17 protein-coding genes and 1 pseudogene are annotated in these 15,706 nt (G+C 37.1%); 16 read left to right on the top strand and 2 right to left on the bottom strand.

Annotation, left to right across the window (positions count from 1 at the left end; translation table 11 throughout):
* Window positions 1–109: 109 nt before the first annotated feature.
* The 7 genes from DWX73_RS03360 (at window position 110) to cls (ending at window position 8,564) form a co-directional block, all read left to right on the top strand.
* Window positions 110–691 (top strand): TetR/AcrR family transcriptional regulator, encoded by a 582-nt coding sequence (locus tag DWX73_RS03360; RefSeq protein WP_118346891.1) that lies wholly within the window; start codon window positions 110–112, stop codon window positions 689–691.
* A 152-nt stretch (window positions 692–843) separates the two neighbouring features.
* A complete protein-coding gene (locus DWX73_RS03355; RefSeq protein WP_118346889.1) occupies window positions 844–2,619 on the top strand; it encodes an oleate hydratase in 1,776 nt (591 codons plus the stop codon).
* Window positions 2,620–2,928: 309 nt separating this feature from the next.
* Window positions 2,929–3,441, top strand: a complete 513-nt coding sequence (locus DWX73_RS03350; protein WP_118346887.1) for a DUF308 domain-containing protein — start codon at window positions 2,929–2,931, stop codon at window positions 3,439–3,441.
* Between the two features lie 56 nt (window positions 3,442–3,497).
* Window positions 3,498–4,853 (top strand): radical SAM protein, encoded by a 1,356-nt coding sequence (locus DWX73_RS03345; RefSeq protein WP_118346885.1) that lies wholly within the window; start codon window positions 3,498–3,500, stop codon window positions 4,851–4,853.
* A gap of 72 nt (window positions 4,854–4,925) precedes the next feature.
* Window positions 4,926–6,119: a methionine adenosyltransferase gene (gene metK, locus DWX73_RS03340; RefSeq protein WP_118346883.1), complete on the top strand. Its 1,194-nt coding sequence runs from the start codon at window positions 4,926–4,928 to the stop codon at window positions 6,117–6,119.
* A 31-nt stretch (window positions 6,120–6,150) separates the two neighbouring features.
* Entirely contained in the window at window positions 6,151–7,014 is an 864-nt protein-coding gene (locus DWX73_RS03335) for a DegV family protein (protein ID WP_118346881.1), read from the top strand.
* Between the two features lie 17 nt (window positions 7,015–7,031).
* On the top strand, window positions 7,032–8,564 hold the full coding sequence (gene cls / locus DWX73_RS03330) for a cardiolipin synthase (RefSeq protein ID WP_118346879.1): 1,533 nt from the start codon (window positions 7,032–7,034) through the stop codon (window positions 8,562–8,564).
* Window positions 8,565–8,606: 42 nt separating this feature from the next.
* Here cls and DWX73_RS03325 read toward each other — a convergent pair whose 3' ends face one another.
* Window positions 8,607–9,170, bottom strand: coding sequence for a TetR/AcrR family transcriptional regulator (locus DWX73_RS03325; RefSeq protein ID WP_075758611.1), 564 nt, complete (start codon window positions 9,168–9,170; stop codon window positions 8,607–8,609).
* A gap of 70 nt (window positions 9,171–9,240) precedes the next feature.
* Here DWX73_RS03325 and DWX73_RS03320 point away from each other — a divergent pair, with 70 nt between their 5' ends.
* From DWX73_RS03320 to DWX73_RS03295, 5 genes are all read left to right on the top strand, one after another.
* Window positions 9,241–10,617, top strand: coding sequence for a phospholipase D-like domain-containing protein (locus tag DWX73_RS03320; protein ID WP_118346877.1), 1,377 nt, complete (start codon window positions 9,241–9,243; stop codon window positions 10,615–10,617).
* Between the two features lie 64 nt (window positions 10,618–10,681).
* On the top strand, window positions 10,682–11,140 hold the full coding sequence (locus tag DWX73_RS03315; protein ID WP_118346875.1) for a DUF308 domain-containing protein: 459 nt from the start codon (window positions 10,682–10,684) through the stop codon (window positions 11,138–11,140).
* Window positions 11,141–11,323: 183 nt separating this feature from the next.
* Window positions 11,324–12,043, top strand: coding sequence for a TVP38/TMEM64 family protein (locus DWX73_RS03310; protein ID WP_118346873.1), 720 nt, complete (start codon window positions 11,324–11,326; stop codon window positions 12,041–12,043).
* Window positions 12,040–12,228, top strand: a complete 189-nt coding sequence (locus DWX73_RS15730) for a DUF308 domain-containing protein (RefSeq protein WP_118346870.1) — start codon at window positions 12,040–12,042, stop codon at window positions 12,226–12,228. The genes DWX73_RS03310 and DWX73_RS15730 overlap by 4 nt, the downstream gene beginning before the upstream one ends.
* Window positions 12,229–12,727: 499 nt before the next feature.
* Complete coding sequence (locus DWX73_RS03295) at window positions 12,728–12,913, top strand: helix-turn-helix domain-containing protein (protein ID WP_118346866.1); 186 nt, start codon at window positions 12,728–12,730, stop codon at window positions 12,911–12,913.
* Between the two features lie 243 nt (window positions 12,914–13,156).
* Here DWX73_RS03295 and DWX73_RS03290 read toward each other — a convergent pair whose 3' ends face one another.
* Window positions 13,157–13,729 carry a flavin reductase family protein gene (locus DWX73_RS03290; protein ID WP_118346864.1) on the bottom strand — a complete coding sequence of 191 codons (573 nt, stop codon included), beginning with the start codon at window positions 13,727–13,729 and terminating at the stop codon, window positions 13,157–13,159.
* Between the two features lie 126 nt (window positions 13,730–13,855).
* Between DWX73_RS03290 and DWX73_RS03285 the strand changes: the two genes are divergently transcribed.
* The 4 genes and pseudogenes from DWX73_RS03285 to DWX73_RS03270 form a co-directional block, all read left to right on the top strand.
* Window positions 13,856–14,188: a winged helix-turn-helix transcriptional regulator gene (locus DWX73_RS03285; RefSeq protein ID WP_118346862.1), complete on the top strand. Its 333-nt coding sequence runs from the start codon at window positions 13,856–13,858 to the stop codon at window positions 14,186–14,188.
* Between the two features lie 45 nt (window positions 14,189–14,233).
* The gene (locus DWX73_RS03280; RefSeq protein ID WP_028088277.1) at window positions 14,234–14,554 is read left to right on the top strand and encodes a TfoX/Sxy family protein; all 321 of its coding nucleotides are present in this window, start codon (window positions 14,234–14,236) and stop codon (window positions 14,552–14,554) included.
* 254 nt (window positions 14,555–14,808) lie between these two features.
* Complete coding sequence (locus tag DWX73_RS03275; RefSeq protein ID WP_117541312.1) at window positions 14,809–15,105, top strand: ArsR/SmtB family transcription factor; 297 nt, start codon at window positions 14,809–14,811, stop codon at window positions 15,103–15,105.
* Window positions 15,105–15,560 (top strand): annotated as a pseudogene (locus tag DWX73_RS03270) (permease); the annotation flags it as partial. The gene DWX73_RS03275 and the pseudogene DWX73_RS03270, both read left to right, overlap by 1 nt.
* Between the last annotated feature and the right edge of the window lie 146 nt (window positions 15,561–15,706).

The following is a 15,706-nucleotide window of genomic DNA, read 5'->3' as shown; positions in this document are numbered from 1 at the left end:
TTAGGAAGTTTCAGTGCTTTATTTTTTGTTCATTGTGGGAAATATGTGAGTTAGTGTATAATAATTTTCAAACGAATGGAATGATATACAGAACAGGAGGGATTGATAAGTGTCGGATATTACAAAAAGAGCATTAGAGGCATCTCTCAAAAAGATGTTACTGAAAAAGCCGGTTACCAAAATTACAATTAGTGATATTACAGAAGACTGCGGTGTCAACCGTGCAACTTTTTATTATCATTTCAAAGATATTTATGACCTCATTGAATGGTCCTGTGAGGAGGATTCCCGCATAGCAGCAAATGGAAATACTACATATGATACATGGGAACAGGGATTTCTGAATATTTTTCATGCCGTAGAAGAAAACAAGCCTTTTATACTTAATGTTTACCGTCATGTCAGTCAGGAACAGATTATTCAATATCTGTACAGGATTGTTTATCAATTGATTATTAATGTTGTTGAAGAATGCGCACAAGGCATGAGTGTCAGGGAGGAGGATAAAAAATTTATTGCCGATTTTTACAAGTATGCTTTTGTGGGTATGATGCTGGACTGGATACGGAAGGACATGAAACCGTCACCGGAAAAGATGATTTTCAGACTGAGTAATTTAATAGAGGGAGATATCATTCGTATGCTTGAAAAATGCCGGATTGATAAGCCATATGATAATATCAACAAATGATGAAGTTTGTCGAAAAAAACAACAATATAGCCTGTCATCGAAGAATTCGATGATGGGGCTATTCTGTTGATTGTGAGTAGTTATCATTCAATGTATATTGAGGATGTAATTGAAAAACATATATAACGAATTGAAATTCAGGAGGTATGATTATGTATTATTCAAGTGGAAACTATGAAGCTTTTGCTCATCCGAAGAAACCAGAAGGAGTAGATCACAAGTCAGCTTATATTATTGGTACAGGGCTGGCAGCACTTTCAGCCGCATGTTACCTTGTCCGTGATGGTCAGATGAAAGGTGAACGTATACACATTTTTGAAAAAGATCCGATTCCTGGTGGTGCCTGTGATGGGTTTGAATATCCGGGTGTAGGTTATGTAATGCGTGGCGGACGTGAAATGGATAACCATTTTGAAGTTATGTGGGATTTGTTCCGTTCTATCCCATCTATTGAAACTGAGGGAGTCAGTGTACTGGATGAGTATTATTGGCTCAATAAAGAAGATCCGAATTACTCTCTTTGCCGTGCGACTGTCAACCGGGGACAGGATGCACATACAGATAAGAAATTTGCAGTTTCAGACAAAGCACAGATGGAGATCATGAGGCTGTTCTTCACTCCGGATGAAGAATTGTATGATAAACGTATCGATGAATATTTTGACGACGAGGTATTTGATTCAAATTTCTGGCTGTACTGGCGGACGATGTTTGCGTTTGAAAACTGGCACAGTGCACTGGAAATGAAGCGTTATATTAAGCGCTATATCCACCATATCGGAGGTCTTCCTGATTTCACGGCTCTGCGTTTTACAAAATATAATCAGTATGAGAGTATGATCCTTCCGATGGTAAAATATCTGGAAAATGCCGGTGTCGTATTCCACTATAATACAAAGGTTGTAAATATTGAGTTTGATGTTACATCCAACAGAAAGCAGGCTACCCGTATTGAACTTGAGGCGGAAGGTGAAACACGTTTCGTAGACCTCACAGAGGATGATCTTGTGTTCATCACAAATGGTGGATGTGTGGAAAACTCTGCAATGGGATCCCAGAATACGCCGGCTCCATATAATCCGGAAATCAAGCCAGGTGGCGGATGGGATATGTGGAGACGTATTGCCGCCCAGAGTCCTGACTTTGGAAACCCTGATAAATTTTGTTATGACAGTGAGCTGTGTAACTGGATGAGTGCCACTGTGGAGACACTGGATCAAAGAATTATTCCATATATCACAAATATCTGCAAACGAGATCCGTTTACTGGTAAAGTGGTCACTGGCGGTATTGTATCTGTAAAAGATTCCAGCTGGCTTTTGAGTTGGACGATTAACCGTCAGCCACAGTTCCGTTCCCAGCCAAAAGACCATTGTCTCGTTTGGGTATATGCGCTCTTTAATGACAAACCTGGTGACTATGTCAAAAAGCCAATGAGAGATTGTACAGGAAAAGAGATCTGTATGGAATGGCTGTACCATATTGGTGTGCCGGAAAACGAGATCGAAGAACTGGCTGAGAACAGTGCAAACACAGTTCCGGTCATGATGCCTTATATTGATGCCTTTTTCATGCCTCGTAATGATACGGATCGTCCAAAAGTTGTGCCTGATGGAGCAGTAAACTTTGCATTTATTGGCCAGTTTGCCGAGACCGCAAGGGATACTATTTTTACAACAGAGTATTCCATGCGTACCGGTATGGAGGCTGTTTATACCTTGCTTAATGTAGACCGTGGAGTTCCGGAGGTTTGGGGCAGCACATATGATGTGAGGGATCTTTTGAATGCGACTGTCAAATTGCGTGATGGAGAACCACTGACTGAGATGAAGCTGGGAATCAAGGAAAAGATTGCTGTTAAAAAGGCTTTAGACTTTATCAAAAACACAGATGTGGAAAAACTGCTGAAAGAATATCATGTTATTTGAGTTTGAAGAAATTGAAATAATCATATTCTTTTCCATGATAAACAAATAAGCAAAAGCTTCCCGTTGTCGAAATTTATGTCGGCAATGGGAAGCTTTTATTGATCTTGGACTTTGAATGAATCCAGACAAACATGTTAAGTTTGCCTAGTTTTTGGATATATAGAAGATGTTTGCCCATAGAAGAAGAATGAAATAATATGTAGAATTTAGGCAGAAAAAGAGAATGGAGGTGAAAATATTGAAAAAGATTCGTATGGCAAGAGATGGGTATGTTTTGATTTCAATTATTTTCTATATAGTTGGAATCGTATGTATGACAATACCATCTATATCCCACTGGTGCTATGTATCACAGGGGGCATCATCTTAGTTGCTTATGGAATTGTTAAGATTATTGGATATCTTTCAGATGATTTGTATGATCTGGCTTTCCAATATGATCTGGCTTGTGGAATATTCCTGATAGTGCTTGGTGTGATAGTGCTTGGATGCAATTTGCGTATCCGTTCATATCTTTCACCAGGACTTGGATTGTTGATTTTGCTTGATGCTGTATTAAAAGTTCAGACTGCAAAAGACGCAAAAGTATTTGGACTTGAAATATGGAAATGGATATTGACACTTTCCATCATTGTAGCTACTTTTGGTATCTTAATTATAATAAAGCCGTTTCAGGAAAGTCAAATCAGTCATGTCATTATCGGATGCGGTTTCTTTGCAGAAGGTCTCATGAACCATCTCACGGTCAAGGAGACGGTGAAGATTTCAAAACAAATCCAAGGACAGGAAAAGAACGAGGAAGATACTGACTGGGAAGAATAGCATGTTTAAGTAAAATTTATTATTAACAAATATAAAATCTTAGGAGGAACTCTATTATGAACGCATCAAATACTTTAAAGAAACTGGGAATTGAGCAGACATTCAATTATATTTACAAGGACCCGGATAAGCATATGCCGAAGATGATGGACTGGGCGGATAAATTTGCTGATGGTGAATTTATTTCTCAGAGAAAAATAATTCGGGAAGCAATTACAGATCCGGAACATCCTTATTATAGCTATATCCGCCGTCTTTTTAAAGAGGTAGATCCCAATGTGACTAAGACACTTGCCGTGAATCTTTTTATTAATGCCAGTCTGGTTGGCTGGAAGAAGGAAGAAGAACTGAGAAAGAAGTATAACTGTAATATTCCATGGGCTATCCTTCTGGATCCCACATCGGCCTGTAATCTGCACTGTACGGGTTGTTGGGCAGCGGAATATGGACACAAATTAAATCTTACTTATGATGAGATTGATGATATTATCTGCCAGGGAAAAGAATTGGGCGTTTATTTGTACATTTACACTGGTGGGGAGCCGCTGGTTCGTAAAAAAGACTTGATTCGGATCTGTGAAAAGCATTCGGATTGCGTATTCCTTTGCTTTACAAATTCAACATTGATTGACGAAGAATTTGCGGATGAAATGCTCCGTGTAGGTAATTTTGTACCAGCCATTTCTCTAGAAGGATTTGAAGAGGCAACTGATGGACGACGTGGAGCTGGTGTATATCAGAAAGTACGTAAAGCCATGGAACTTCTCAGAAGAAAGAAACTGATTTATGGAATTTCTTGCTGCTATACCAGTGCCAATTATGATTCAATTACATCAGAGGAATTCTATGATACATTGATTGAAATGGGCGCCTATTTTGTATGGTATTTCCATTATATGCCGGTAGGAAACGATGCTGTTCCAGAGTTGATGCCTACACCGCAGCAGCGTACCGGAGTTTATGAGAAAATCCGTAGTTATCGTGCCACAAAGCCATTATTTGCACTGGATTTTCAGAATGATGCAGAATATGTTGGCGGATGTATCGCTGGTGGTCATCGCTACTTACATATTAATGCTAACGGTGATATCGATCCTTGCGTATTTATCCATTATTCAGATTCTAATATTCGGGAAAAGACGCTTCTGGAAGCACTGCAGTCACCGATGATGATGGCTTACCATGATAATCAGCCATTTAATGATAATATGCTTCGTCCGTGTCCTATGCTGGAAAATCCTGACAAGCTTCGCGCAATGGTTGAAAAATCAGGAGCTCACTCAACAGATCTTCAATCTCCAGAAACAGCAGAACATCTTTGTGCAAAATGTGACCAGTATGCGAAGAATTGGAAGCCAGTTGCAGATGAACTTTGGAAAGAGAACAGAGCGAAAAAGGGAATCGCAAATTAAAGAAACAACTATGAATTTGAATATCAAAGTATTTATTCAGGTAATCGGAAAAAAGATGAAAGGAAATGAAAAATGAATAAAAGTAAACGATTTTTTACATCGGAGTCTGTCACAGAAGGGCATCCAGATAAAATGTGTGATGCTATTTCAGATGCCGTGCTGGATGAATTATTGAAGCAGGATCCTATGAGCCGGGTGGCGTGTGAGACGGTAACGACTACGGGTCTTGTTATGGTAATGGGAGAAATTACTTCCAATGCATATGTAGATATCCAGAAGGTGGTTCGAGATACAATCAGGGAAATTGGATATACAAATGCAGAGTATGGTTTTGATGCAGATACCTGTGGTGTGTTAACAGCCATTGATGAACAGTCGGCAGATATAGCAATGGGTGTGGATAAGGCGCTTGAGGCAAAAGAACATAATTTGTCGGATGAAGAGATTGAAGCCATCGGAGCCGGAGATCAGGGGATGATGTTTGGATATGCGACGAATGAGACTAAGACGTATATGCCCTATCCCATTGAGCTTGCACATAAGCTGGCATTGCAGCTGACAAAAGTACGAAAAGAAGGAATACTTCCATATTTGAGACCAGATGGAAAAACCCAGGTAACTGTAGAATATGATGAAAAGGACAAACCACTCAGACTGGATGCCGTAGTGCTTTCTACACAGCATGATCCGGAAATAACACAGGAACAGATTCAGTTGGATATTAAAAAATATGTGTTTGACGAAATCCTGCCTGGTGGAATGGTGGACGAGAATACAAAATTCTATATCAATCCAACAGGCCGTTTTGTAATAGGTGGACCGCATGGAGACAGTGGATTGACAGGCCGTAAGATTATTGTAGATACATATGGAGGATATGCGCGGCATGGTGGTGGAGCTTTTTCGGGAAAGGACTGTACTAAGGTAGATCGCTCTGCATCATATGCGGCCCGTTATGCGGCAAAAAACATTGTAGCGTCAGGGTTGGCTGAAAAATGTGAGGTGCAGCTTTCCTATGCTATTGGTGTAGCACAGCCCACCTCAATTATGGTGGACACGTTTGGAACAGGAAAACTTTCAGATGAGAGAATTACGGAGATTGTAAGAGAGAACTTTGATTTCCGCCCAGCTGGTATTATCAAAGAATTGACTTTAAGAAGACCTATTTACAGACAGACAGCTGCTTATGGACATTTTGGAAGAGAAGATTTGGATCTTCCATGGGAAAGGCTGGATAAAGTAAATGAATTAAAGAAATATTTGTAATAGTATAAAAATGGCACAGGAGGATTATGAGATGAATGTTGCGATTGTAACAGACAGCAACAGTGGGATCTTTGAAGAAGAAGGAAAGATTCTAGGTGTCCATGTCATTCCAATGCCGGTGATTCTGGAAGGGAAAACATACTATGAAGGCATTGATTTAACTCATGAGGAGTTTTATCAATGCCTTGAGGAAAAAAGAGAAGTTTTTAGTTCTCAGCCTTCACCAGCAGAAGTTTTAGACATGTGGGATAAACTGCTCTTATCCGAATATGATGAGCTTGTATATATTCCAATGTCCAGCGGACTTAGTGGTTCCTGTCAAACAGCTCAGGTACTGGCACAGGATTATGAAGAAAAAGTACAGGTGGTTGATAATCATCGCATTTCTGTCACCCAGAGGCAGTCCGTGTTGGATGCACTGATGTTGAAAGAAAAAGGGTGTTCTGCAAAAGAAATAAAAGAAGCCTTAGAACAAACTGCTTATGAATCCATTGTCTATGTAGGCGTGGAAACCTTAGAATATTTGAAAATGGGAGGACGTGTCACTCCGGCGGGAGCTGCCATGGGCACATTGTTAAGTATAAAACCACTGCTTGTAATTGCCGGGGAACGTTTAGATGCCTATGCAAAAGTTCGTGGAACAAAAAGCTGTAAAAAACGTCTGCTTATGGAAATGAAAACAATTGCAGATAAATTTCATAAAAATAGTGATGAGATATATGTGGGCGTCGCAGGGAGCTTCGGAAAAAAAGAAGAACATCAGGAATGGATGGAAATGGTCCAAGAGATGTTTCCTTGGGAAGATGTTAAATACGATCCGCTGACATTCAGTATCAGCTGTCATGTAGGACCAGGGGCTTTCGGTATGGGGATAAGTAAAAAAATAAGAATTTAGAATAAGTGGGGAATCAAATGAAGCGTTCATGGTTTAGAGCATTGCTCTTGAGACGAGTACAAGTATTATTCTTGTTGATTTTACAACTTTGCTTTTTGTTCTTTATTTTTCAAAATGAAAGCTTTATTGCACAAGTATTACGAAGCGTTGTTCATATAATCAGTGGGTTTCTTGTCCTCTATATCATTTCTAAAAAGGACAAAGGGGCCAATAAAGTAATCTGGATTTTTTTGATTTTATTGTTTCCGTTGTTTGGAAGTCTGTTGTATATCTTATATAATTTTCAGGCATCTACAAGAAAATTTGAACAGAAAATATTTCAGATCGGACAAAAGAACAGAACCCTTTATGGATTACCTGGAAGTGCAGAAAAATCTGCATATTATGAAGCTCCTGCTCATATACCACAGATCCGGTATCTAAGGTATGCTGGTTTTCCTGTTTATGATGATACCCAGACTGAGTACCTTTCGCCGGGAGAGAAATTTTTTCCTATTTTCCTGGAGGAATTGAAAAAGGCACAAAAATATATTTTTATAGAATACTTTATTATAAAAGAAGGATTGATGTGGCAGTCTATTTTGGATATTTTGAAAGAAAAGGTTTCTCAAGGTGTTGAGGTGCGAGTTATTTATGATGATATTGGATGTTTTCTCGCACTACCGAAAGACTATGCGATGCAATTGAAAAATATTGGTATTAAATGTGAAGTGTTTAATCCATTTCGTCCTGTTCTTACGGCTATTCAGAATAATCGGGATCATAGGAAAATTACTGTAATTGATGGGAAGGTTGCTTTTACTGGAGGCTTAAATCTGTCTGATGAGTACATCAATACTTATGAAAAACATGGGTATTGGAAAGATGCAGTTATACAAATCAAAGGGAAAGCTGCATGGAGTTTAACATTAATGTTTTTGGAAATGTGGGAATTATGTTGTGGAATACCAGATGACATAGAGTGCTTTTTCCCCAAAAATGAAGTAGATGAAAGAATAGAATCAGATGGATTTGTACAACCCTATTCGGATAGTCCTGTGGATAATGAAAACGTGGGAGAACATGTATATCTTCAGATTATAAATAATGCTAAGGATTATGTCTATATCTGTACGCCATATTTGATTGTCGATGACAGCATGGTATCTGCATTGTGCTTAGCGGCTAAAAGCGGTGTAGATGTGCGGATTATCACTCCTCATATTTATGACAAGGCCTTGATTCATTTGACTACACGATCATTTTACAGGGAATTGATATATGGTGGTGTGAAAATATATGAATATTCAAAAGGATTTATGCATTCTAAAATATTTGTTTCCGATGACCAGATAGCGACTGTAGGAACAACGAATTTAGATTTTAGAAGCCTCTATCTGCATTTCGAATGTGGAGTATGGATGTATAACAGTAAGGCAGTATTACAAATTAAAAAAGATTATTTTGATACATTGAATGAGTGCACGCAGATTACATTAGAAGAGTGTATAGAAAGGTTGCCAATAAGGGTATTTCAGGAAATCTTGAGAATATTTGCCCCACTAATGTAAAGAGCACCGTCAAGTTGAAGCGGTGCTCAATCTAATCGGGTATTATGTCCTTGAAGATTCGGACAATTCAAGAAATGCCTGCTTCAGAGAATCTCCAATCAAATCCGTAATACGAGTAACTGACTTCAAAAGGTCAAAGTTCATGTTTTTGTCCAGCCAATCTAATGTGTATCCAAGAAGGCAACATTTATAGTACTGTATTAGGATAGTTTTATCTTCAGAAGGAATATTCAAATCTTTGGTAACAGTATGTACATATTGAGTTACTGTGTAGAGTATGATTCTTTCTAATTCGCTTTGGAATATATCTCGTTTCACAGAACGGTATATATGGAGCATGGCTTTTTTACGTTTTAAGCAACGCTCAACAATTGGAATCAAGCAATCCGTCGGTGAACCAAAATGTCCGTTAGTCTGGATGATTTGATCTACATCAGATTTTATCGTAGTTTCCAGAAGCTCAGGAATGTCATGAAAATGATAGTAAAAGGTGTTTCGATTGACTTGGCAGAGTTCTACGATATCCCTTACAGTAATCTTGGTGTAGGGACGTTCTTCCAACAACTGCCAGAAAGCATCTATGATGGCAGATTTTGTATGGTTCATATATATCAACTCGCTTTTTGTTTTTTTATATCGTAGCATAAAATGTCGAAGGATACAATGGTGTAGAATAATGAAAAAATTCGGAAAGATGATAAAAGGTATTTTGAGAATATGGTTCTTTTATTTGATAGTATGTCTGGTGATCCCGCCGCTGTATCACAAACGAGCTGATGAAGAAAACAGAGAGTGTGAAAGGGCGTTAAATATGGCTGGACAGGAGAGGATATTAAATATAGAAAATAATGTGGATGCGTTGGTGTGGCGGCTCCGTTTAATCGAATCGGCAAAAGAAAATATCGTGCTTGCAACTTTTGATTTTCGTGACGATAACAGTGGTCAGGATATGATGGCTGCACTATTAAATGCTGCAGATAGAGGTGTAAAGGTTCAGATATTAGTTGATGGCATAAATGGAACATTATATTTGAGAGGAAGTAGAAATTTTCGGGAACTTACGTCGCATGAAAATGTGGAGGTTAAGCTATACAATCCTATTACGCTGATAAAACCGTGGAAAAATAATTACAGAATGCATGACAAATATTTGATTGCAGATGATTTTGCATATATCCTTGGCGGAAGAAACACAGATGATTTATTTCTTGGTAATTATATCGACTCATATAATGAGGATAGGGATATTCTGGTCTATGAAACGGTTCCGGGTGAGGGTAATTCTTACAATCAGATTCAAGATTATTTCAAAAATATATGGAATCTTTCCTGCTGTAGAATGTCTGGAAAACATGAAGGAATTAATGGCAGATTAAGAGAACACTATCAGGAAGTCAGAGAAAAATATCCAGAAGCTTTTTGTGAAATCGATTGGTTTGAAGAAACGATTGAGACAGAAAGTATTGAACTTTGCACCAACCCTTTATATACGTATAATAAACATCCACAGGTTTGGGACAGGATGGTAAATAAGATGAAAGAAGCGGACAACATTGTGATACAAACCCCTTATGTTATATGCAATCAGAAAATGTATGGTGATTTGAAAGCAATATGTTCGAAAAGTGTGAAGACAGAGTTGATAATCAATGCGGTAGAAAGTGGTGCCAATCCTTTCGGATGTACGGATTATTTGAATCAGAAGAAAGCTGTGAGGCAAACAGGAAGTTATGTGTATGAATATGTTGGAACCCAGGCATTACATACAAAGACTGTATTGGCAGGAGATACGCTCAGTATAGTAGGATCCTGCAATCTTGATATGAGGAGTGTGTATCTTGATACAGAAATGATGCTGTTTATAGAATGCAAGGAACTTAATGAAACTCTACGTGGACATACAGAGAAATTGAAACTGAAAAGTAGACAAGTTGCTCCGGACGGAACGATTATTGATGGAGAAAATTATCAAATAATAGAACAGAGTGTAGGAAAAAGGATTTTTTATGGAATCCTGCGCATTTTAATTATTCCGTTTCGACATTTGCTATAAAAAGCAGAAATAGTAAATATTATTGATGAATGTGAGAGTTTACTAAAACTGGGAGGAGTAAAATATGAAAACGTTGAAAAAAATAAAGCTGGATATGTGGATAAATGCAATCATGACGGTATTGCTTGGAGTTTTATTTATAATAAAGCCATATGATTCATTTAAAGTGATTGCAGTGATTGCAGGTATTATGATTTTGTGCAGTGGGATTTTTGATTTGTTCTATGATTTAAAATTTCGGTTGAATACTTATTTTTTGCAGGGATTGTTATTTGAAGGCATTTTGAAATGTATTTTGGGAATCTTTATCATTACACATGCTGGAATTACAATAGTGTTGTTTTCTTACGTGTTTAGTATTTTCATCATAATCAATGGAGTAATCTGTATGGAGACGGCTGTTTGTATGAAAGACATATTTCATGTGCGTTGTACATCATATGTTATTCTATCATGTATTATTATTCTGGCTGGAATTAGTATGATGTTCTTTTCGCCGGATACAGTTTCAGCCCTGCATTAATGGCAGGAATTATCTTCATTTTAAATGGCATTATTGACATTATTATATTATACCGATTGAGTAAAATAGGTAAAAAATATGCTCTTGAAATGAAGGATGTGTTTGATGAAGTAAATGGAAATATAATAGACGAATAGATATAAGAAATATCTTGTGATTATAATTATGAATGAGAAAAGTTGGATGAAAATCAGAAACAAAGAAAAAAAACAAAAGAGTGAGAAAAAGTCAGAAATAAAGCTAAAGAAACTCACTCCTTTAGCAGCAATTATTCTGATGACATTGATTCTTTTTGTGATTGTAAGAAAATCAGAAGAACCTTTGTCTATAAAAACGATATTGAGGTATACACCTGAAAATATGATTTTGGCTGCGTGTGTTTTAGTTTTGTTCTTTGCTCTCAAAAGCCTTACAATTATGTTTCCATTGTCGATTTTATATTTGAGCAGTGGAATTCTGTTTACACCATTTATAGCTGTGATGGTAAGTATGGTTGGATTGGCGACAACCATTACGATTCCTTATTGGATCGGAAGATACAGCGGTGAGGATATTATACAGTATATTGGGACTAGATATCCCAAGGTTCAACAATTGACAGGATATCAGAATGAAAATGCTTTTTTTGTATGCTTTATAACCAGAATTGTTGGATTTTTGCCAGGTGACATTGTCAGCCTGTATTTTGGCGCTTGTGGAGTGAAATTCACCACTTATCTGACAGCAGGAATAAGCGGTTCTTTGCTCAGTATTGTTACTACTACTTTGCTTGGAACTAAGTTGAGCAATCCGTTTTCAATAGAATTTATCATGGTATTATTATTAAGAATTTTGGTTTCTGCCGGAACTGTAGTCTTGAAACACTATATGAATAAAAGAACAGGAGAGAAAGGAGAAAAATGAATAGAATATTAAAAGTCAAGAGTATATTGTTTCCATCTCTAGGATTAATCTGTATATTGTTTTCTGATAGAGTAACTCTTCTGTTACCTTATTTATTAGGAAGTGCTATGGTACTTGTAGGTACTCTGATGTTAGTAAGCTATTTTAAGGAAAAAAGTTTTTTGAAAAGCAGGCAGACGAATTAGCATATAGTATTATGATGTTTATTATGGGGATTGCATTTTTACTGAAAGGATCCAGTTCGTTGGAGGCATTAGGAATTACTTGGGCAATTATCGGTATTAGAAAGGCATCTAAATCATTGAATGGGGCAATTAGGCAGTTCTTTTGTAGAAATAATAATTGTGTTATACCAATGATAGAATTTTTTGTACGAATCACGCTAGCATTACTCCTTCTGTTTAATCCGATTGAAAAGATATCCAATCATGTGATTATATTAGGATTGGAAATAATAGCAGTTAGTTTTCCATTTTGTAATATATCCCATTCAGGATAATTGATGATGATAGGTATATTGATCCTTCGTATGATTCAATTCATACGGAGGTTTCTTTTTGCCTTTTTTTCTCATCTCTACATTTTTTTACTGAAACATGTTGTATAAGCCCCTCTGAAACTTTGGATATATAGAGGGACATTTATTTGCCACCTCAAAAATGATGAAATGAGAGGTAATGACATATGGCAGAGAAAAGATGTTATACAGTAAAAGAGTTACAGGAGATTCTTGGAGTCAGTAGACCGACGGTCTATAACCTTCTGAAGAAAAATGAATTCCGGTGGATCCAGTTGGATGGCGGGAAGTACCGCATTTCCAAAAAGAGCTTTGATGACTGGCTGGATAAACTGCCGGAAGATTTTAATTAATTCCACGTTAAATTACAAAATGATGATATAACACAAGGGAAACAATAAGGGAAAGCTCACCTGCGATAAATCCAGTGTTTTCAAGGGTTTTCGGAGAATTTAATAACAAGATATAACAGTTATTAACTCGCTTAAAACAGGTGAAATCTCAATCGGAATTTGTCAAACTGTAAATTACAGTTGTGTAGAATATGCGAGGGATAGCCATTTGATGTGCTATCCCTCAAGTTTTGTTGAAGTATTTTATTTTTTCATCAGTTCGACACCGGCATTCCAAGCAGTTGCAACTTTTTCTCCAGTGGAGTAGTAACCATTCTGGAATTGATCAAACATTAGTGCCTGAAGTTTTGTCGGATCGACCTTTCCATTCTCAGAAAGTACGGCTTCTTCTGCCTTGACATTTACAATCTTTCCAACGATTCCAGATACATACTCCGTTTCCAGAAATTCCAGCAGTTCGCATTCCATTACGACAGGGAATTCCTCAATAATCGGAGCATTTACTTTGTCACTCTTTACAGCATGGTAACCGGTACGTTCAAATTTATCATTCATTTTGTTCCCGGAAGCGATACCAAAGAAATCTGCAACATCTACATGTGCTTCATCAGCCAAAGCTACAGTAAAAGCTTTGCTTTCCTGAATGTTCAGCCAAGTCTTCTTACCTTCGCCGATAAACAGAATGATTTTATCCATATCGCAAATCTGTCCCCAAGCTACATTCATTACATTTACTTTTTCGTTTGCGTCATATGCAGCTACCATCAGAACTGGCATTGGATAGACAGCTGGAACGACACCTATATTTTTTTTCATATTGTAGATACCTCCGCATAATGATTTGATTGCATTTCTATATGAATCTGCTTATAATTATATTGATATAAAGGAAGAATAGCAAGTACCATCTTTTACGTTAGGTACTTACCTTGGAGAAAGTATATGATAAAAGATTATATTGAAAATGCAAATTTTGAAGATACAGGATTCAGTTATACGTTATCTCTGATTTCGGGTAAATATAAAATGGTTATTCTATATTGCCTAATGGAATATCAGCCGGTACGTTTTAATGAACTGCAACGATATCTGAAGAAGATTTCAGATAAAACGCTGAGCCAAAATTTGAAGGAACTAGAAAATGATGATTTGATTCACAGAGAGGTGTACCCACAGATTCCACCGAAGGTTGAGTATTCTTTAACAATGAGAGGGGAATCACTCATGAAAGTTTTGGATCAATTATGCACATGGGGTGAAGAGAACCGGAGATGAAAATCTAACTCATAGCATAGAAAAATCGGAATTTGAGGTGGAAATATGGCATCAAGCAAGGAATACTTAGAGTTTATTTTAGGGCAGCTATCTGAGTTAGAAGAAATTACTTATCGAGCTATGATGGGAGAATTTATTATTTATTATCGTGGCAAGATTGTAGGTGGTATCTATGATGATAGATTACTTGTTAAACCAGTAAAATCAGCAATTAGTTATATGCCGACAGCTCCGTATGAATTACCCTATGAGGGAGCAAAAGAGATGTTGTTGGTAGATGAGGTTGATAATAAGGAATTTTTGACAGGCTTGTTTCATGCAATGTATGATGAATTGCCAGCCCTAAAACCGAAAAAAAAGAAATAAACAATTCCCAGTTTGGAGAATTAGAATTGAGAAACTCGGTGTTTGTCTTGATGAAAAATAGATAGTTTATAGTGGAACATCTGTCAAAAGCGGCAGGTGTTTTCTTTTGGCTCTTGTTGTTCCTGAAATCATGAGCATACACTTCTAATAAGGGGTGATGGGAATTTTGTAAACCATAAAAATAAACATTGACAATCATCTATGCATAATGCATAATAGAAACATAGACAATTATCTATGTAAAGGAGGACAATATGAATACAATAGATGTAGCACTTATTTGTAAAGCATTGGGAGATAGTAATAGATTGCAGATTATCCAAATGCTCTCCGACGGAGAAAAATGTGGTTGTAAACTATTGGAGGCTTTTGAGATTACACAGCCTACACTTTCTCATCATATGAAAATCTTAAATGAATGTGGGCTGGTGAATGATTGGAAAGAAGGTAGATGGCATCATTATTCATTGAATTGTGAGACCCTGAATGCCTTTAAAACTTTTATTGAAGGATTATCCTGCTGTAAAGAGGAAAGTGGGTGCTGTCAATAATGATTTGGGAGTTTATTCAAAATCAGATTTTGGGAATGAAATGGATGAGTACATTAATTGGAAATCTTCTTGAGAAAATTGGCTTGGATACTTCAAGTAGGATGGGTGGAAGTGTACAGTTTTTCCTATATGATGTTTTGAAGATAACGATATTGCTTTGTATCCTGATTTTTATGATTTCCTATATTCAAAGCTACTTTCCACCAGAACGAAGTAAGAAGATTATGGGGCGTTTTCATGGAATCTGGGCAAACTGTATTGCAGCATTACTTGGTACGGTGACACCATTCTGTTCTTGCTCGTCCATTCCACTGTTTATTGGATTTACCAGTGCAGGACTTCCATTAGGTGTGACATTTTCCTTCCTGATTTCTTCTCCAATGGTAGATTTAGGAAGTCTGGTTTTGCTGATGAGTATCTTTGGATCAAAAGTTGCTATCATATATGTGATTGTAACTGGGGATTGGATGATCCGACAGGAAAATCAGACGAAGATTTCATCAAAGTAATTAATCAGATAGAACTGAAAATAAAGAATATGATAGATAGGATGAAATAGACAGATTCCAGTTTGTTGAATTAAAAATGAAATAAAGTTCCA

The sequence above is a fragment of the Coprococcus sp. AF21-14LB genome (assembly GCF_003458885.1).
GTDB lineage: Bacteria > Bacillota > Clostridia > Lachnospirales > Lachnospiraceae > UBA9414.
The sequence above is the reverse complement of the archived record's forward strand: the minus strand, read 5'-3'. Positions and strand labels throughout refer to the sequence as shown.